Source organism: Pseudomonas sp. 05N434, assembly GCF_056396965.1.
In genome coordinates this window covers 15567-34205 of sequence record NZ_JBFTMK010000039.1, presented here as the reverse complement: position 1 = coordinate 34205, position 18639 = coordinate 15567, and the positions used below count along the sequence as shown (strand labels likewise).

Below are 18639 nucleotides of genomic sequence, written 5' to 3'. Positions count from 1 at the left end.
GAATGGCTCCAGCCAAAGCCGAGGCCGCAGTCGATCTCGGCGGCGCTGGTGCGATAGAGTCGGGTGAAGTCGAACGGCAGGATGCCGTCCAGCGCACCGTCGGTGAGGGTCAGCAGTTCTTCGCCGGTGACCATCGACACCGGGCATTGGTTGGTCGCGGTTTTGTCGACTGAGTCGGCGCTGTCGCCGTTGGGGTTTTTCGCCTGATCCGGGGAGTCGTCGTGGTGTTCGTTTTGCTTGAGCGTGGTGTTGCGTTTGGCATCCCAGCGCAGTTGCATCCGGCCTTTTTTCAGGCCCGCCGCAACACCGCGCGCGGCGACCTTTTTGTAGCGATCAACGTACTCCATGAAGTTGTTGATGATCGCAACCATCGACTTCACGAAGCCCATGGCGGCCTGAAAAATCTGTGCGCTGTACTTGGCCAGGCGCACGGTCAGCCAGGCAATGCCAACCCCGACCACACTCAGTACCAAACCAATCAACAGGTCGATGACCAAGCCAACCACGACCTTGGAAATCGCTTCAGCCGAAGACCCGGCCAGTTGCGAAGGTGGCAATGCTTCCAGCCACAAGGTCGCGGTGCGCATCAGCAAGCACAGCGCCGCCTCGTCGCTGGTCAGCAACATGGCCTTTTCCATCTTGTCTGGAGCGGTTACGGCCAGATCGGCAAGTCTGCCGGCGCTTTCACCCAGCTTCTCGGCATAGGCGTTGGGGTCTTTCAGGATATCGGCGAGTTCACCCATGCCATCCCAAACCGCCTGAATCGCCGCCCAACCTCCCGCGAGCACTCCGTTGCCCACCGCCGCCAACGAAGCGGATGCCGATTGCTGCGACCACTGCGGCTTGAACCCTTCCCATTCCTTGCGCAGCCAGCTTTCCAGCTCCTGGGTCAGGCCGTCGTAGGAGGAGAAAAGATCATCGATTTGAGTCGGGGTGACTTCACTATGGACATGAACGCGGTAGAACTTGCCGGGCGTGCCTTTGAACTGCCCCTGACCGTTTTCATCGAGTGTGACAGGTGTACTTTCGCCGCCATCATTGGCAATCACATCGACCTGAATGCTCCCCAACGGAATGTCGTAGACCGATTCGAACTTGCTCTCGATCTGCAGAATTCCACTAGCCGGACACTGCGCAAGACCCGAGATAAAATCATCGTCGCCACTGCTCACCGCAGTCGTGGTATCGCCGAGTTTTATCACCCGCTCCATGTCCAACAGCGAAGGCATGTCCATCGCCCGGCTGACCCTATCCGCGTTCCGGTTCAAGAAGTTGCCAAGCTGCTGGCGATACAAAACCAGTGTGCCTTTGAAACCGTCGAGCTCCTGCTCGATCCGTACGATCTGATCCATCAGTCCAGCTCCGTCATCAGGTAATCCACCAACGCTGATTTCGGCGCTTGAGGCAGGTCTGGCATCTCAAGAAAGCTCGCGACTTTGTGCCGCAACACGCTTTCGGAGAACGCCTCATAAAGATCAGGGCGGTCCTCGCTCAACCACTTCAGCAGGTTGTTGATATTCGTTGTCGCGGACTTGGTGGCGAGGTGGTTGAGCAGCGATTCAGATACTTCCCACCAGGGGAAAACCCTGGCGGTTTTCAGCGCACTACCACCGATATCCAGCGGTTGGCCATTGATCAGGCAACGCCCGATCACCGGCATCAGTTGCGCAGCGTTAACCTCGGCAGATTGCAGAATCGGCAGCACATAGCGCCCATCCCAATAGCGGAAAAACACCGCGTTGCCGTTGGGCATCAGAACGTGTGTGAGGCTGCGCAAATGCTCGACCAACGCCTCTTGAGTGGCGCAAGACACCGCCAGCCAACCCCAATCGCGGGACTCAGTGACGGCGACCCAATCCAGAAACTCACTGTCAGCGGTAACGATTCCGACATAGGGCATCACCGCTTCCCACTCGGCGTAGGCAGTGCCGGCCCAGATCGGGCTCGGCGCTTGTGCAGTGATCGAGCGTTGCCAGGTTTTGAACGGTTCAGCGGCACTGGCGCTGCTGAAAATCGCGAACAGTTGCTCCGACGGTTGCAGTGGCTGGCGCTCCAGCCAGGCGCGAGGCGACAAAACATCAGGCAGCACAGACACCGCCCTTGCAGCGCTCACACTCTTCGCAGAACGGCGCGTCGCTTTGCAGGCTGAGAATCTGCGCGGCACTGAGCAGCGCCGCCGGGGCCGCCGCAAGCTTCAACGGCACATCCGGCAAGTTCGGCGCAGAAGCCATGGCCGCCATCAGAGCACCACCGACCTGCATCGGCACGCTGCTGAAAATCCCGCCGGGGCCGATGTTGATCCACTGCCCGCCCGCCTGAATGGTCGCGCTGGCGCCGCCGTCGATGACCACTTGTTGGCCGGCGCTGACGTGGAATTGCTGACTGGCATTGAGGGCTTGATTGCTCACACGAATGTGCCGGTCGCCGACCACCACCAGGTGATCGTCCAACCGCACTTCGGTCTGGCGCTGGCCATGGGTGATGCGTTTTTCGTCGGCCTTCAACTCATGGCGGGCGGTGCCGGTGACGACGATGCTGCGCTGGTTATCAACCTGCACCTGTTGATCGTTGAGGACGTGCTGAGTCCAGTTGCGCTGGGCGCGTAGGTAGATTTCCTCGGCCCCTTTGCGATCCTCGATGCGCAATTCGTTGTAACCGCCGCCACCGGGACTGCTTTGGCTGCGGAAAATACTGCGGGTCTTGTCCGCCGGCAGATCGAGGGGCACAGGCGTCGCGGCGTTGGGCAGGCAGCCCATCACCAGTGGCTTGTCGGCATCGGCATCGATAAACCCCACCAGCACTTCCATGCCGACGCGCGGAATCATCACGCTGCCGTAACGGTCATGAGCCCAGCCAGTGGCGACGCGAAGCCAACAACTGGAGTGTTCGTTGAGCTGACCGTCACGGTCCCAGGCGAGCTGAACCTTGACCCGACCGTACTCGTCGCAATGGATTTCGCTGTCCGTCGGGCCGGTGATTACGCCGGGTTGATAGCCGAGCATCCGTGGCTTTTCCGGGCCCAGCGGTGGGCGAAAAGAAACGTCCCACGGCGTCGCCAGAAACGTATTGCGATAGCCCTGGAAATCATCCGGGCTGTCGCTGGTGGCTGACTCCTCCAGTACCTGCGGTTGACGGCCGCGGTGTTCTATTTCGGTGATCAACCACAGGTCATTCCACGCCTGACGCGGGTGTTCGGCCAGGTATAGGAAATGCCCGCTGACCAATGCGGATTCGTCGCCACGACCTTCGGCCTGACGGTAATCCGCGTTGTGCCGTTCCAGCGCTCGTTGAGCCAGATGCTTGCCGTGTTCACGATCAGTGAATTGGCCGGGGAAGTGGTAGTCCTCCAGCACCGGTCGCTGCTCGCTGTCGAGGCGGCTCTCGAGTTGCAAACGCGGTTTCTGGAAGTCGTAGTCGCGACGGGTGACTGCGGTGGTCCGGGTTTCCAGCCGTACATTGAAACGCTTGATCGCCGGCGCATCCGCAGCCATCCCGCTGCCCGGCAGGTACAGCGTCGGTTCGGGCAGACGGGGGAAAACCGTCTGATCATCGCCGAACACCAACAGGTGCCCGTCGGGGCTGTGCTGGAAGTGATAGTGAATGCCGACCTCGGCACACAGGCGCTGGATGAACGCCAGATCGCTTTCAGCGTATTGCACGCAGTACTCGCGATCGGGGTAGTCACTGCCGAGCCGGAACTCGAAGGCGTCGCGTTGGATGCCGTGGTCTTTGAGGATTTGCGTGATGATCGTCGGCACACTTTTGTGCTGGAAGATCCGCTGATTGATACGCCGGTCGAGATACGCCAGACGCGGTACGAGACTGATCTGGTAACCCGTCAGACGGTGCCCGGAATCGCTTTGGCCGACGCGAAAGATCTGACCATGAATACCGGAACCTTGCGCATCGAAACTCAGAAACGCCTGACGATGCAGCAGGCTTTCGAGCTCTATGTCGGGTCGCTCGCTGACCAGTTCCAGGTCAAAACGGTAGGGTTGGCTGATGGCTTCCTTGCCCGTGAACTCAAGCACCTTGAGCTCATTCTGGACGCCGTCGAGGGTCAACGTGAAACGCGGTTGATTGGCAGGCGCGAACATCCGATGTGTCTCTGCAGAATGAAGGCGGGCGATTCTGCATGAGCGACAAGGGGTGTTGATGGAGGGACAAGGAAATCAGATTTACCCTGCTTTTTTAGGGATTTTTCCTTCAAAAAACTGGATAAAGCACTACAGACATTCCTGTCAGAAGCACCACCAAACAAATGTGGGAGCGCAAAAAAAACGGCCCGCCTCCAAAAGGAAGCGGGCCGTTTTCATGTTCGGCGAAAGGTCAGAGCATCAGCTCATCCCCCTCACTGGTTCAGGCGGAAATCCTTTTCGGCTGCAGCGAAGCGCGAAAGCATGCCGCTGGTCGGTGCGCCCATTTTGCTGACGATGTAGATCGCCAGGCTGGCGAAGATGAAACCAGGGATGATTTCGTACAGGCCCAGCAGTTCGAAGTGTTTCCAGACGATCACAGTGGTCGCGCCGACCAGGATGCCGGCCAGTGCGCCGTTGCGGGTCATGTTTTTCCAGATCACGGAGATCAGGACAACTGGACCGAACGCAGCACCGAAACCTGCCCAGGCGTAGCTGACCAGGCCCAGTACACGGTTTTGCGGGTTAGCCGCCAGAGCGATAGCGATCAGCGCAACCAGCAGCACCATGGCACGGCCGACCCAGACCAGCTCAACCTGGGAAGCACTTTTACGCAGGAAGGTTTTGTAGAAATCTTCGGTCAGGGCGCTCGAGCACACCAGCAGTTGGCAGCTCAGGGTACTCATCACCGCCGCCAGAATGGCCGACAGCAACACACCGGCAACCCATGGATTGAACAGGATTTTTGCCAGTTCGATGAACACACGCTCGTGGTTTTCGCTCACCGGCAAGGCCAGGGCTGGGTTTGCCGAGAAGTAAGCAATGCCGAAGAAACCTACGGCGACGGTGCCGCCCAGGCACAGGATCATCCASGTCATGGAGATGCGACGAGCGTTGGCGATCGACTTGACCGAATCCGCCGCCATGAAACGCGCCAGGATGTGCGGCTGGCCGAAGTAGCCAAGACCCCAGCCCATCAGCGAAATCACGCCGATGAAGGTGGTGTTTTTCAGCATGTCGAAGTTGCTTGGGTCTTGCGCTTCAATGGCCAGGAACGTGGTGTCGATGCCGCCAGTGGCCAGCAGCACGATGATCGGCGTCAGCAACAGGGCGAAGATCATCAACGTGGCTTGTAGCTTTTATCTTCAAAACGGCTGGAGAAGTAGTCCGGCAGGGTCAGCGCATCGCCGTTGTGCTCGGTCTGCACACGCAGACGGCCGGCGACGAACAGCCAGTTCAGGTAAGCACCGACGATCAGGCCGATGGCGATCCAGCTTTCGGAAAGACCGGACATGTAGATAGCGCCCGGCAGGCCCATCAACAACCAGCCGCTCATGTCGGAAGCACCGGCAGAGAGTGCGGTCACGACGCTGCCCAGGCTACGGCCGCCCAGAATGTAGTCAGAAAGGTTGTTGGTGGAGCGATAGGCCATGAAGCCGATCAGCACCATTGCTGCGATGTAGATCACGAACGTGATCAGGGTTGGATTGCTTACGCTCATTGAGTTACGCCCTGGCATTGTTTTTATGTAGCGGCGGCTGGTGAACCGCTCGCAAACGATGACGTTTGACAGACGATTCGGGGGCCCGCGCATTTATGACTGATGTTTCCCCAGGAAAGCCATCAGCCGGTGCTCCGATTTTTTGACCGGTTGCACCTTGGCCGCGAATGCTATTCAACAATGCAAATAAGGTGCAACCAGTTTCGTTCGAATAAGTTGCACCTAATCGGATTTACCTGAAAACAGTCGGTTTTTGCTCCTTTTTAGGGCGTTTTCCGGATTGCGCTAGAAGTAAAAGCACCAAGCAGGAGCGGTCCGGGTGTACCAGAATTTATTTCCTGACGAGCTGCTTATTATTCCGGCAAAAAAAGGGTTGCACCCGGTTGCACCTCAACCAGCGCACAGCTAATCTTGCCGTCAGCTGATGCCACGCGGTCGTGGCAAACATGAGGATAAAAATATGGCTACCACCACCCTTGGGGTCAAACTTGACGACCCGACCCGCGAACGCCTCAAGGCCGCCGCGACCTCGATTGATCGCACACCGCACTGGCTGATCAAGCAGGCAATTTTCAATTACCTGGAAAAACTCGAGGGTGGTGCAACCCTGTCCGAGCTGAACGGTTTGAACGGCAAGGAAGTTGACGAGGTGGGCGAGGTCCACGTCGATCACGCGCACCAATGCTTCCTGGAATTCGCTGAAAGCATCCTGCCGCAATCGGTGCTGCGCGCCTCGATCACTGCCGCTTACCGTCGCCCGGAACCTGAAGTGGTGCCGATGCTGATCGAACAGGCTCGCCTGCCGGCACCGATGTGCGACGCCACCAACAAGCTCGCTGCCTCGATTGCCGAGAAACTGCGCAATCAGAAGAGCGCCAGCGGCCGTGCCGGGATTGTTCAGGGCCTGTTGCAGGAGTTTTCCCTGTCGTCCCAGGAAGGCGTAGCTTTGATGTGCCTCGCCGAAGCGCTGCTGCGCATCCCGGACAAAGGCACTCGCGACGCACTGATCCGCGACAAGATCAGCACCGGCAACTGGCAGCCACATCTGGGCAACAGCCCGTCGCTGTTCGTCAACGCCGCCACTTGGGGCCTGTTGCTGACCGGCAAACTGGTCGCCACCCACAATGAAGCCGGACTGACCTCCTCCCTGAGCCGCATCATCGGCAAGAGCGGCGAGCCGATGATCCGCAAGGGCGTCGACATGGCCATGCGCCTGATGGGCGAGCAGTTCGTCACCGGCGAAACCATCGCCGAAGCCCTGGCCAACGCGAGYAAGTTCGAAGCCAAAGGCTTCCGCTATTCCTACGACATGCTGGGTGAAGCCGCCCTCACCGAACATGACGCCCAGAAGTACCTGGCCTCGTACGAACAAGCCATCCATGCGATCGGCAAAGCCTCCCACGGTCGCGGGATTTACGAAGGCCCGGGCATTTCGATCAAGCTGTCCGCCTTGCACCCGCGTTACAGCCGCGCCCAGTACGAGCGCGTGATGGACGAGCTGTACCCGCGCCTGCTGTCGCTGACCCTGCTGGCCAAGCAATACGATATCGGCCTGAACATCGACGCCGAAGAAGCCGACCGCCTCGAGTTGTCGCTGGATCTGCTGGAGCGCCTGTGCTTCGAGCCGCAACTGACCGGCTGGAACGGTATCGGCTTCGTGATCCAGGCTTACCAGAAGCGCTGCCCTTACGTGATCGACTACGTGATCGACCTGGCTCGCCGCAGCCGTCATCGCCTGATGATCCGCCTGGTGAAAGGCGCGTACTGGGACAGCGAAATCAAACGCGCCCAGGTCGAAGGCCTGGAAGGCTATCCGGTGTACACCCGCAAGGTGTACACCGACGTGTCCTACATCGCCTGCGCGCGCAAACTGCTGTCGGTGCCGGAAGTCATCTACCCGCAATTCGCCACGCACAACGCCCACACGCTGTCGGCCATTTACCACATCGCTGGCCAGAACTATTACCCCGGCCAGTACGAGTTCCAGTGCCTGCACGGCATGGGCGAACCACTGTACGAACAGGTTGTAGGCAAAGTGTCCGAAGGCAAGCTGAACCGTCCGTGCCGCGTGTACGCTCCGGTCGGCACCCACGAAACCCTGCTGGCGTATCTGGTGCGTCGTCTGCTGGAAAACGGCGCGAACACCTCGTTCGTTAACCGCATTGCCGACCAGTCGATCTCGATTCAGGAACTGGTGGCCGATCCAGTGGCCAGCATCGAGCAGATGGCGACGCTGGAAGGCGGTTTCGGCCTGCCGCACCCACGCATCCCGCTGCCGCGTGACCTGTACGGTGCCGAGCGCGCCAACTCCAGCGGCATCGACATGGCCAACGAACATCGTTTGGCATCCCTGTCGTGCGCCCTGCTGGCCACCGCGCACAACAACTGGAAAGCCGCGCCGATGCTCGGTTGCGCCTCCAGCACTGAAAGCCCTGCGCCAGTCCTGAACCCTTCCGATCTGCGTGACGTGGTGGGCCATGTGCAGGAAGCCACCGTCGAAGACGTCGACAACGCGATCCAGTGCGCCTTGAATGCTGCGCCGATCTGGCAGGCCACGCCGCCGGCCGAACGCGCCGCGATTCTGGAACGTGCCGCCGATTTGATGGAAGGCGAGATCCAGCCGCTGATGGGCCTGTTGGCTCGCGAAGCCGGCAAGACCTTCGCCAACGCCATCGCCGAAGTGCGTGAAGCGGTGGACTTCCTGCGTTATTACGCGGTGCAGGCGCGCAACGATTTCACCAACGACGCCCACCGCCCGTTGGGCCCAGTGGTGTGCATCAGCCCGTGGAACTTCCCGCTGGCAATCTTCAGCGGCCAAGTCGCTGCCGCACTGGCCGCTGGCAATCCGGTACTGGCCAAGCCTGCCGAACAAACCCCGCTGGTCGCCGCTCAAGCCGTGCGTCTGCTGCTCGAAGCCGGGATTCCGGAAGGCGTGCTGCAACTGCTGCCGGGCCGTGGCGAAACCGTCGGTGCCCGCCTGGTCGGCGACGATCGGGTCAAAGGCGTGATGTTCACCGGCTCCACCGAAGTCGCGCGCCTGCTGCAACGCAACATCGCCGGTCGCCTGGATGCCCAGGGCCGTCCGATCCCGCTGATCGCCGAAACCGGCGGCCAGAACGCGATGATCGTCGACTCCTCGGCACTGACCGAACAAGTCGTCATCGACGTGGTGTCGTCGGCGTTCGACAGCGCCGGTCAACGCTGCTCGGCGCTGCGGGTGCTGTGCTTGCAGGAAGATTCCGCTGATCGTGTCATCGAAATGCTCAAGGGCGCCATGGCGGAATGCCGTCTCGGTAACCCGGAGCGCCTTTCCGTGGACATTGGCCCGGTGATCGACGCCGAAGCCAAGGCCGGCATCGAGAAGCACATCCAGGCCATGCGCGACAAAGGTCGCAACGTGTACCAGGTGGCGATCGCCAACAGCGAAGAAGTCAAACGCGGCACCTTCGTCATGCCGACCCTGATCGAGCTGGAAAGCTTCGACGAGCTGCAACGGGAAATCTTTGGCCCGGTGCTGCACGTGGTGCGCTACAAGCGCAAAGACATCGACCAACTGATCGGCCAGATCAACGCATCCGGCTACGGTCTGACCCTCGGCGTGCACACTCGCATCGACGAAACCATCGCCAAGGTGATCGACAACGTCAACGCCGGTAACGTCTACGTCAACCGCAACATCGTTGGTGCCGTGGTCGGCGTGCAACCGTTCGGCGGCGAAGGCCTGTCGGGTACCGGTCCGAAGGCCGGTGGTCCGCTGTACCTGTACCGCCTGCTGTCGACGCGTCCTACCGATGCGATCGTACAATCCTTCGCTCGCGGCGACGCTATCGCAGCGCCGGACGTGCGTCTGCGTGATGCCATGAGCAAACCGCTGACCGCGCTGCAAGCCTGGGCCGACAGCAACAAGCTCACGGACCTGAGCGCCCTGTGCGTGCAGTTCGCGGCGCAATCGCAAAGCGGGATCACCCGCGTGCTGGCCGGCCCGACCGGCGAGCGCAACAGCTACGCCATCCTGCCGCGCGAACACGTGCTGTGCCTGGCGGACGTCGAAGGCGATCTGCTGACTCAACTGGCGGCGGTATTGGCCGTCGGCGGCTCGGCGGTGTGGCCGGACGCGGAACCGGGCAAGGCCTTGTTCGCACGTCTGCCGAAAGAAGTGCAGGCACGGATCAAGCGGGTGGCCGACTGGACCAAGGACGAAGTGGTGGTTGATGCCGTTCTGCATCATGGCCATTCCGATCAGCTGCGCGCGGTGTGCCAGCAAGTGGCCAAGCGGGCGGGGGCGATTGTCGGGGTTCATGGTTTGTCCCAGGGTGAAACCAACATTGCGCTGGAGCGCCTGGTGATCGAACGGGCGTTGAGCGTAAACACCGCCGCGGCGGGTGGTAATGCCAGCTTGATGACTATCGGTTAAACCGTAATAAAGCCGGGCGCCTGCAATGGGCGTCCGGTTTTTTTGAAGCAAGATCTTTTGCTTCTCCATCACCAAGATCAATCATCCTGTTCAGCCTCTATTCCCACGCCTAGACTCGGTCCATCCCAAATAAAGGTAGGCCGCCATGTCCGAGACGTTGCTCAGTTCCCGCAATCTGGCTTTCGAGCTGTATGAAGTCCTTGATGCCGAGGGCCTGACCCAACGTGAGCGTTTCGCCGAGCACAATCGCGAGACCTTCGATGCCGCCATCGGCACTGCCCGCAATATCGCCGAGAAGTTCTTCGCCCCGCACAACCGCAAGGGCGATGAGAACGAGCCGCGCTATGAGGACGGTCAGGCGATTCTGATTCCGGAAGTGAAACCGGCGGTGGATGCCTTCCTCGAAGCCGGTTTCCTCAACGCCGCGCGCAGTTTCGATGCCGGCGGCATGCAACTTCCTACGCTGCTGTCCCAGGCTTGCTTCGCGCACTTTCAATCGGCCAACTCGGCGTCGACCTCCTACCCGTTCCTGACCATGGGCGCGGCCAACCTGATTGAAAGCTTCGGCACCGATGAGCAGAAGCAGCGTTTTTTGCAACCGATGATCGACGGTCGCTTCTTCGGCACCATGGCGCTGACCGAGCCCCACGCCGGCTCATCACTGTCGGATATTCGTACCCGCGCCGAGCCGGCGTCCGACGGCACCTATCGACTCAAGGGCAACAAGATCTTCATTTCCGGTGGCGATCACCCGCTGTCGGAAAACATCGTGCACATGGTGTTGGCCAAGTTGCCGGACGCTCCGGCCGGGGTGAAGGGGATTTCGCTGTTTATCGTGCCCAAGTTTTTGGTCCACGATGACGGCAGTCTCGGCAAGCGCAACGATGTGCTGCTGGCCGGGCTGTTTCACAAGATGGGCTGGCGCGGCACCACCTCCACCGCATTGAACTTCGGCGATAACGGCGAGTGTGTCGGTTATCTGGTGGGCAAGCCACACCATGGCTTGAGCTACATGTTCCAGATGATGAACGAGGCGCGGATCGGCGTCGRCATGGGCGCGGTGATGCTGGGTTACGCCGGGTATCTGTATTCCCTGGAATACGCCCGCGAGCGTCCGCAAGGTCGGGTACCGGACAGCAAGGATCCGACCACCGCACCGGTTGCGATCATTCAGCACGCCGACGTCAAACGCATGCTGCTGACCCAGAAAGCCTACGTCGAAGGCGCATTCGACCTCGGTTTGTATGCGGCGCGGCTGTTCGACGACACCACGACGCTTGAAAGCGAAGCCGAGCGCAAACAGGCCCACGAGCTATTGGATCTGCTGACGCCGATCGTCAAATCCTGGCCGTCGGAGTTTTGCCTGAAGGCCAACGAACTGGCGATCCAGATTCTCGGCGGTCACGGCTACACCCGCGAGTATCCGGTGGAGCAGTATTACCGCGACAACCGCCTGAACCCGATCCATGAAGGCACCCACGGCATTCAGTCCCTGGACTTGCTGGGGCGCAAACTGGCGCAGAACGGTGGCGCGGGGCTCAAGCAACTGATCCGCCTGATCGCCGACACCGCTGAGCGGGCGCAGGCGCATGAGTCGCTGACTCCATTGCGTGAACCGCTGGAAAAACTGGTGGCTCGCCTGCAAACCGTGACCATCGGCCTGCTGACTGATCTGGCCCAGGGCAAGGTCAACAGCGGCCTGGCGAACTCGGCGCTGTACCTGAAAGTGTTCGGTCATACGGTGATCGGCTGGCGCTGGCTGGAACAGGCGATTCGTGCCGAGGAAGGGTTCGCCAAGGGTAATGCGGTGGATGTGAGCTTCTATAAAGGCAAGCTACAGGCGGCGCGGTATTTCCTGACGTGGGAAGTGCCGGGTTGCCACCATGAACTGGCGATTCTTGAGGCGCGGGATGATGTGTGTCTGAGCATGCAGGATGAGTGGTTCTGACCCGCTGACACCGATCGTTCCCACGCTCTGCGTCACGGCCGCGGAAGGGACGCGGAGCGTCCCGGGCTGCATTCCCACGCAGAGCGTGGGAATGATCAGTTAGCTCAACTTGAACCCACCCATCTGCCGCGCCAAATCATCGGCCAGACGCTGCAACGTCTGACAGTCTTCACGACAAGCCCTGACCTCCCCCGCCGTGGCCCGTGCCAAATCGGAAATCCCCTGCACGTTGCGGTTGATCTCTTCCGTCACCGCCGATTGCTCTTCAGTCGCTGTGGCCACCTGATGGTTCATGTCGCTGATGTGCTCGACCTGCCCGGTAATCGCCGTCAACGACGCCCCGGTGCGCTGGCTTGACTCAACCCCCGTGCCGGTCGCCGCTTGCCCGGCGTGCATTGAAGACACTGCATGCTCCGCACCCTGCTTGAGGCTGCCGATCATCTGCTGGATCTCGTCGGTGGACGACTGAGTCCTCCGCGCCAGGGTCCGCACTTCATCGGCCACCACCGCAAACCCGCGCCCCATATCCCCGGCCCGCGCCGCTTCAATGGCCGCGTTGAGTGCCAGCAAATTGGTCTGCTCGGAAATCCCGCGAATCACCGCCAACACTTGATCGATGGACGCCACCTGCTGGGCCAACTCACCCACCGCTGCGGCGGCGACGCCAATTTCGTCAGACATACTTTCGATGTGCCGGATCGACCCGCCCACCACTTCCCGCGCCTGCAGCGCTTCATCCCGCGCGGTTTGCGAAGCGACCGCCGCATTGCCGGCGTTCTGGGCGATTTCCTGCACGGTCAGCCCCATCTCATGAACGGCGGTGGCAACCATGTCGGTCATTTCCTGCTGACGTCCGGAACGTTCAGCGGTGTTGTCCACCACCCGCGCCACCTGGCCGACCGCCGTGCGTAAACGTTCACTGGTGGCCAGCACTTCGCCGATCATCTCGCGCTGACTTTCCAGGAACCGATTAAAGCCGCGAGCCAGGTCACCCAGCTCATCGGCGCGGCTGGAATCTAACCGGTGGGTCAAATCTCCACCACCGCTACCGATGGCAACCAACGCCGCTGTTACCTGACGAATCGGTCGCACCAATCCACGAGCCAGCAACACCACCAATAAAAGACAAACCAACGCCACCGCCAGACCAATGCCGCCGCTCATCCACATCGCCCGGCGAGCCTCGGCGTAGATCTGCGACTGCGGCACTTCGGCCACCAGGGTCCAGCCCAGATCACGCAGCGGCAGGCTCAAGGCCAGAAACTCTTCGCCATCGCGGGCAAAACTGCTGCTGCCAGACGCGGTGGAGGTCATCACCGCTTGCGCCGCCGAGGCGCCGATCTGTTCGACCAGCGTACGTTTGCCGCTGAACTGCGCCTCGGGATGAACCTGGATCAAACCGTCGGAGCGCACGAGATAGACCTTGCCGCGCTCACCAAAGTTGAAGTTGTGGATCAGCTCCGACAGTTCTTTCATGCTCAGGCCCAGCCCGGCCACGCCCACGACTTTGCCGGCCTGCTCGACTTTGAGGTCGATGAACAGCGCCAACTCACCGGTGGCGGTGTCATGGTCGATATTGAGGGTGCGCGGTTGATTACTGTCGAGGAACGAATAGAACCAGGCGTCATTGGGATTGGAGCGGCTGAGCGTACGGTCCAGGCCCTTTTCGGTGAAGTAATGGTTTGAAGCGGTGCCGATGATCAACGCGGTAAAGGCTTTGTGCTCGGTCCGGATGCCTTCCAGGTAACTGACGAAGGCCGCGGTCTGGGCAGTGTTTTCGCCTCCGGCCAACCAGTCGCGCACCATGCTGTTACTGGCGATGTCCTTGGCGGCGGTGAGGGGTTGGACGAGGATGCGTTCAATGTCGTTGCGCATCGCTTCGATGCTCGACGGCAACGCCTGCTCGACCAGATAGCGCTGGGCGAGGCGGTTGACCACGAGGGTATAAATGCCAACCACGATCAGAATACTGACCAGCAGGGCAGTGCCCATGCTCAGGATCAACTGCCATTGAATACTGCGTCGCCAGAACTGCATGGAGCACCCCCAAAGAATAAAGGGCTGAAACACTGCAACAGCCATGCCGATTGTATACAACCRAATCGACAATTTATTCTTTGGTTGTGCGCAAAGCCGCTCAGGCCTGGTTGATCGTCTTGGCGATCACTTCAACCGTGGCGCTGACTTGCTCTTGGTAACGGTCGAGTTCCTGCTGGTGACGCTTTTGCATTTCGATCTGCTGCGAGCACAGATTCATCGCCGCCAGCACCAGCAAGCGGTCACCGATCAGTGCCGGGTATTTCTTTTTGGTCTCGGCCAGAGCGGCCTTCAACATTAAGGCGGCGTCCAGCAGGGTCTGCTCTTCCCCGGCCGGAGCCTTGATTGAATAGTCTTCACCCAGAATCGAGACGACTTTTACCCCTGCGGCGCCGTAACTCATGCGCTGACAGGGCCGGCGCTGACGCGCTCAACCAAGGCCTGAATGCGTGCAACGGTGGCGCCTTGTTTCTCTTCCTGTTCCATCAGGCTCAGTTGCAAGCTTTCGTTTTCATCCTTGACCTGGGCCAGCTCCGCACTCAGGGATTGATTGGTGCCGAGCAGCGCCTGGTTCTGTTGCACCAGGTCGCTGACCAGTTGTTCCAATTGGCTTAGGGTTGCTTCTAACATTTTGATTTCCGGGCATTTTCAAAGGGCGCGTACGATAAAGAAAAGTCACTGTGGAAGCCAGGGGTATGCAGGCGCAAGACCTTGATTTTCCTGGCGGTCGACCTTCCTCGCGAACTTTAAAGACTGTGATTGGCGGTTCTGGTTCCTGCACTTCGTCGTCGCGGCCCTTCTGCGACAAATACGCGCAGCGACTCAAGACTTTAGTCGTATGACCGATAAGTCATCCATACAACAGTCTCAGCCTCGCACGGAGGCGCTTTTTTCGGTGAACACCATGTCCCTAAGAAATATGAATATCGCACCGCGGGCGTTCCTCGGTTTCACCCTGATTGGCGCCATGATGCTGATCCTGGGTGTGTTCGCCCTGAACCAGATGAGCAAGATTCGCGGCGCCGCCGAGGAGATCACCTCAAACAGCGTACCGAGCATTAAAAGCCTCGACGAATTCACCCAGCTGACCCTGCGCCTGCGTGTGCTGGCCTATCGTCTGCTCGTGAATCGTGAGCCGGACGTCCAGCAGAAAACCATCGAGCTGCTGGAAACCCGAAACCAGCAGATCCGAGCGGCTCAGGTCGGCTACGAAAAACTGATCGCCAGCCCGCAGGAGCGTGCAGCCTATGATCAGTATGTGCAGTTGCTGGGGCAGTACCGCCAGATCGAAGACCGGATGAAAAGTCWGTCGCGCAACAATCAAGTCGACGAACAGCGCACGCTGGTCAACACCGATTTGCTGAACAACTCTGAAGCCATGAACACCGTGCTCAATCGCTTGCTGGAGATCAACACCCAGCAGACCATCGACACCAACCAGCAAGCCGCCGACCAGTACTCCTCGGCGTTCAACCTGGTGGTGACCCTGTTGGTCATCGCCACTGGCCTGACTCTGCTGTTCGCCTGGCTGCTGACCAACAGCATCACCAAGCCGATCGCCAATGCCCTGAGCGCCGCCGAAGAAATCGCCGAAGGCAACCTGACGCGCCCGATCACGGTTGACGGTGCAGACGAAGCCGGTCGTCTATTGGCCGCCATGGAGAAGATGCAGGACAAACTGCGCGACACCCTGCAACGGATTTCCGGTTCAGCCACGCAACTGGCATCCGCCGCGGAAGAGCTCAACAGTGTCACCGACGAAAGCGCCCGCGGCCTGACCCAGCAGAACAACGAAATCGAACAGGCCGCCACCGCCGTCAACGAAATGACCAGCGCCGTGGAAGAAGTCGCGCGCAATGCCGTGAGCACTTCCGAAGCCTCGAAAAACGCCACCACTTCGGCGGGCGACGGTCGTGACCTGGTACAGGAGACCGTCAGCGCCATCGAACGCATGAGCGCCGATGTGCAGAGCACCGCCACCCTGATCGGCGATCTGGCCAACGAGTCGCGAGACATCGGCAAAGTGCTGGACGTGATTCGCGGCCTGGCCGACCAGACCAACCTGCTGGCGTTGAACGCCGCCATCGAAGCGGCCCGTGCCGGTGAAGCCGGTCGTGGTTTTGCGGTGGTTGCCGACGAAGTACGTGCCCTGGCCCACCGCACCCAGCAGTCGACCAGCGAAATCGAACGCATGATCGGCAGCATCCAGAGCGGCACCGAACACGCCGTGGACTCGATGCGCAACAGCACCGAGCGCGCCGAGTCGACCTTGAACATCGCGCGCGGTGCCGGCCTGTCGCTGGACACCATCAACAGCGCCATCGTCGAAATCAACGAGCGCAACCTGGTGATCGCCAGCGCGGCCGAAGAGCAGGCGCAAGTGGCCCGTGAAGTGGACCGCAATCTGGTGAACATTCGTGACCTGTCGGTGCAATCGGCCACCGGTGCCAACCAGACGAGTGCGGCCAGCAACGAACTGTCGCGCCTGGCGCTGGACCTGAACAACATGGTTGGGCGGTTTAGCCTGTAACGGCTCCCCTCTGTGGCGAGGGGGCTTGCCCCCGTTCGGCTGCGAAGCAGTCGCAATTGACCCACGCGTTGAACCTGGCGCACCGCAGCGCCGGCTTTGGGGTCGCTGCGCGAACCAACGGGGGCAAGCCCCCTCGCCACAGGGGATGATCGCCGTCAAAAGCTTTTTGACAGCATCACATTTCAACAGGTTAGAATCGCTGGCACGCGGACTGCATGGTCAGTTTGCGCCCGCCTTTACGCTTCCGGAGTACTGCCCTTGAATGCGACGACCATCAACAGCCTGTTCTTGATCGGCGCGTTGCTGGTAGGTGTGAGCATTCTGGTGAGCTCACTTTCATCGCGCCTCGGGATCCCGATTCTGGTGATCATCCTCGCGGTGGGCATGTCGGCCGGTGTCGACGGCGCCGGCATTATTTTCGATAACTACCCCACGGCTTATCTGGTCGGTAACCTCGCCCTGGCAGTGATCCTGCTCGACGGCGGCTTGCGCACCCGGGTGGCGAGTTTTCGCGTGGCGTTATGGCCGGCGCTGTCGCTGGCCACAGTCGGGGTGTTGATCACCACCGGGCTGACCGGGATGGCGGCGGCGTGGTTGTTCGACCTGAACCTGATTCAAGGCCTGCTGATCGGCGCCATCGTCGGCTCCACCGATGCCGCGGCCGTGTTCTCGCTGCTCGGCGGCAAAGGCCTGAACGAACGGGTGACCGCGAGCCTGGAGATCGAATCCGGCAGCAACGACCCGATGGCAGTATTTCTCACCGTCACCCTGATCGACATGCTCGCCAGCGGCCAGACCGGCCTGCACTGGAGCCTGCTCGGGCACTTGCTGCGTGAGTTCGGTATTGGCGGCGTCATCGGCCTCGGCGGTGGCTGGCTAATGTTGCAACTGGTCAACCGCATCCACCTGGCCACCGGCCTTTATCCAATTCTGGTAATTGCCGGCGGCCTGGTGGTGTTCGCCCTGACCAACGCCCTGCACGGCAGCGGCTTTTTGGCGGTGTACCTGTGCGGCCTGGTGATCGGCAACCGCCCGGTACGCAGCCGTCACGGTATTTTGCATATGCTCGACGGCATGGCCTGGCTGGCCCAGATCGGCATGTTCCTGGTGCTGGGGCTGCTGGTCACGCCCCATGACCTGCTGCCGATCGCTTTGCCGGCGCTGGGCCTGGCGCTGTGGATGATTCTGTTTGCCCGTCCGCTGTCGGTGCTGGCTGGCCTGCTGCCTTTCAAGGCGTTCCATGGACGCGAGAAGGCATTCATTTCCTGGGTTGGCCTGCGCGGCGCCGTACCGATCATTCTGGCGGTGTTCCCGCTGATGGCGGGACTGCCCAATGCTCAACTGTATTTCAATCTGGCGTTCTTTATCGTGCTGGTGTCGCTGTTGGTGCAGGGCACAAGCCTGCCGTGGGTCGCCAAACTTTTGAAAGTGACCGTCCCGCCAGAGCCCCTGCCGATCTCCCGATCGGCGCTGGAAGTGCATGTCACCAGCGAGTGGGAACTGTTCGTGTATCGCCTCGGTGCCGAGAAATGGTGCATCGGCTCACCCCTTCGCGAGCTGAAAATGCCCGAAGGCACACGTATCGCAGCCCTGTTTCGTGGCCAGCAACTGCTCCATCCGTCGGGTAGTACGGTGCTCGAAGTCGATGATTTGCTCTGCGTGATCGGCCATGAACACAACCTTCCGGCCCTCGGAAAACTCTTCAGCCAGGCACCGCAACGGGGGCTGGATTTGCGCTTCTTCGGCGACTTCGTACTCGAAGGAGACGCCCAGCTGGGCGCGGTTGCGGCCCTGTACGGATTGAAAGTCGAGGGCATCGATCCGAACATGTCCCTGGGCCACTTCATTGCCCAGAAAGTGGGCGGCGCTCCAGTCGTCGGTGACCAGGTGGAGTGGAACAACACCCTCTGGACCGTCGCGGTCATGGAAGGGAACAAGATTGGGAAAGTGGGCGTCAGATTCCCCGAAGGAAGTCGCCCCGGCCCCGGCCTGTTCCTCTAAACTCCACACTTCGTCTCGTTTTCGATCGGTCTCTATGTCAACTCTGCGTACCTTTTTCATCATGGCCCTGCT

10 protein-coding genes and 3 pseudogenes are annotated in these 18639 nt (G+C 60.4%); 5 read left to right on the top strand and 8 right to left on the bottom strand.

Features of this window, described 5'->3' with window-relative positions; genetic code table 11:
- From AC1DLB_RS04840 to AC1DLB_RS04825, 4 genes and pseudogenes are all read right to left on the bottom strand, one after another.
- Positions 1–1352, bottom strand: a 1352-nt coding sequence (locus AC1DLB_RS04840) for a DUF6531 domain-containing protein (RefSeq protein WP_477780011.1), incomplete at its 3' end; no start/stop codon positions are given.
- Entirely contained in the window at positions 1352–2089 is a 738-nt protein-coding gene (locus AC1DLB_RS04835) for a DUF4123 domain-containing protein (protein WP_477744151.1), read from the bottom strand. The genes AC1DLB_RS04835 and AC1DLB_RS04840, both read right to left, overlap by 1 nt.
- The gene (locus tag AC1DLB_RS04830; RefSeq protein ID WP_477744150.1) at positions 2079–4097 is read right to left on the bottom strand and encodes a type VI secretion system Vgr family protein; all 2019 of its coding nucleotides are present in this window, start codon (positions 4095–4097) and stop codon (positions 2079–2081) included. The genes AC1DLB_RS04835 and AC1DLB_RS04830 overlap by 11 nt, the downstream gene beginning before the upstream one ends.
- A gap of 254 nt (positions 4098–4351) precedes the next feature.
- Positions 4352–5637: pseudogene (locus AC1DLB_RS04825) on the bottom strand (sodium:solute symporter family transporter).
- A gap of 460 nt (positions 5638–6097) precedes the next feature.
- Between AC1DLB_RS04825 and putA the strand changes: the two are divergent.
- Positions 6098–10051 carry a trifunctional transcriptional regulator/proline dehydrogenase/L-glutamate gamma-semialdehyde dehydrogenase gene (gene putA, locus AC1DLB_RS04820; protein ID WP_477744149.1) on the top strand — a complete coding sequence of 1318 codons (3954 nt, stop codon included), beginning with the start codon at positions 6098–6100 and terminating at the stop codon, positions 10049–10051.
- 145 nt (positions 10052–10196) lie between these two features.
- On the top strand, positions 10197–11999 hold the full coding sequence (locus tag AC1DLB_RS04815; RefSeq protein WP_477784672.1) for an acyl-CoA dehydrogenase: 1803 nt from the start codon (positions 10197–10199) through the stop codon (positions 11997–11999).
- Between the two features lie 99 nt (positions 12000–12098).
- Here the strand turns inward: AC1DLB_RS04815 and AC1DLB_RS04810 are convergent, their stop codons facing one another.
- The 4 genes and pseudogenes from AC1DLB_RS04810 to AC1DLB_RS04795 all read right to left on the bottom strand — a co-directional run bounded on the left by AC1DLB_RS04810 (position 12099) and on the right by AC1DLB_RS04795 (position 14666).
- Positions 12099–12830, bottom strand: coding sequence for a methyl-accepting chemotaxis protein (locus AC1DLB_RS04810; protein ID WP_477745552.1), 732 nt, complete (start codon positions 12828–12830; stop codon positions 12099–12101).
- Positions 12831–12962: 132 nt separating this feature from the next.
- Positions 12963–13991: pseudogene (locus tag AC1DLB_RS04805) on the bottom strand (HAMP domain-containing protein); the annotation flags it as partial.
- A gap of 145 nt (positions 13992–14136) precedes the next feature.
- Positions 14137–14439: a cell division protein ZapA gene (locus tag AC1DLB_RS04800; protein ID WP_007936757.1), complete on the bottom strand. Its 303-nt coding sequence runs from the start codon at positions 14437–14439 to the stop codon at positions 14137–14139.
- Entirely contained in the window at positions 14436–14666 is a 231-nt protein-coding gene (locus AC1DLB_RS04795; RefSeq protein ID WP_018928577.1) for a hypothetical protein, read from the bottom strand. Before AC1DLB_RS04795 ends, AC1DLB_RS04800 begins: the two co-directional genes overlap by 4 nt.
- A gap of 208 nt (positions 14667–14874) precedes the next feature.
- On the opposite strand from AC1DLB_RS04795, the pseudogene AC1DLB_RS04790 reads away from it, so the two are divergent.
- The 3 genes and pseudogenes from AC1DLB_RS04790 to AC1DLB_RS04780 form a co-directional block, all read left to right on the top strand.
- Positions 14875–15711 (top strand): annotated as a pseudogene (locus AC1DLB_RS04790) (MCP four helix bundle domain-containing protein); the annotation flags it as partial.
- On the top strand, positions 15694–16566 hold the full coding sequence (locus AC1DLB_RS04785) for a methyl-accepting chemotaxis protein (protein ID WP_370695248.1): 873 nt from the start codon (positions 15694–15696) through the stop codon (positions 16564–16566). The pseudogene AC1DLB_RS04790 and the gene AC1DLB_RS04785, both read left to right, overlap by 18 nt.
- Before the next feature lie 258 nt (positions 16567–16824).
- A complete protein-coding gene (locus AC1DLB_RS04780; protein ID WP_477744146.1) occupies positions 16825–18567 on the top strand; it encodes a potassium/proton antiporter in 1743 nt (580 codons plus the stop codon).
- The last annotated feature ends 72 nt before the right edge of the window (positions 18568–18639 follow it).

Coding starts and splice junctions, on each gene's coding strand:
- AC1DLB_RS04795 (WP_018928577.1), bottom strand. CDS start 14,666: ATGTTAGAAGCAACCCTAAGCCAATTGGAACAACTGGTCAGCGACCTG.
- AC1DLB_RS04785 (WP_370695248.1), top strand. CDS start 15,694: ATGGAGAAGATGCAGGACAAACTGCGCGACACCCTGCAACGGATTTCC.
- AC1DLB_RS04830 (WP_477744150.1), bottom strand. CDS start 4,097: ATGTTCGCGCCTGCCAATCAACCGCGTTTCACGTTGACCCTCGACGGC.
- AC1DLB_RS04810 (WP_477745552.1), bottom strand. CDS start 12,830: ATGGTTGCCACCGCCGTTCATGAGATGGGGCTGACCGTGCAGGAAATC.
- AC1DLB_RS04800 (WP_007936757.1), bottom strand. CDS start 14,439: ATGAGTTACGGCGCCGCAGGGGTAAAAGTCGTCTCGATTCTGGGTGAA.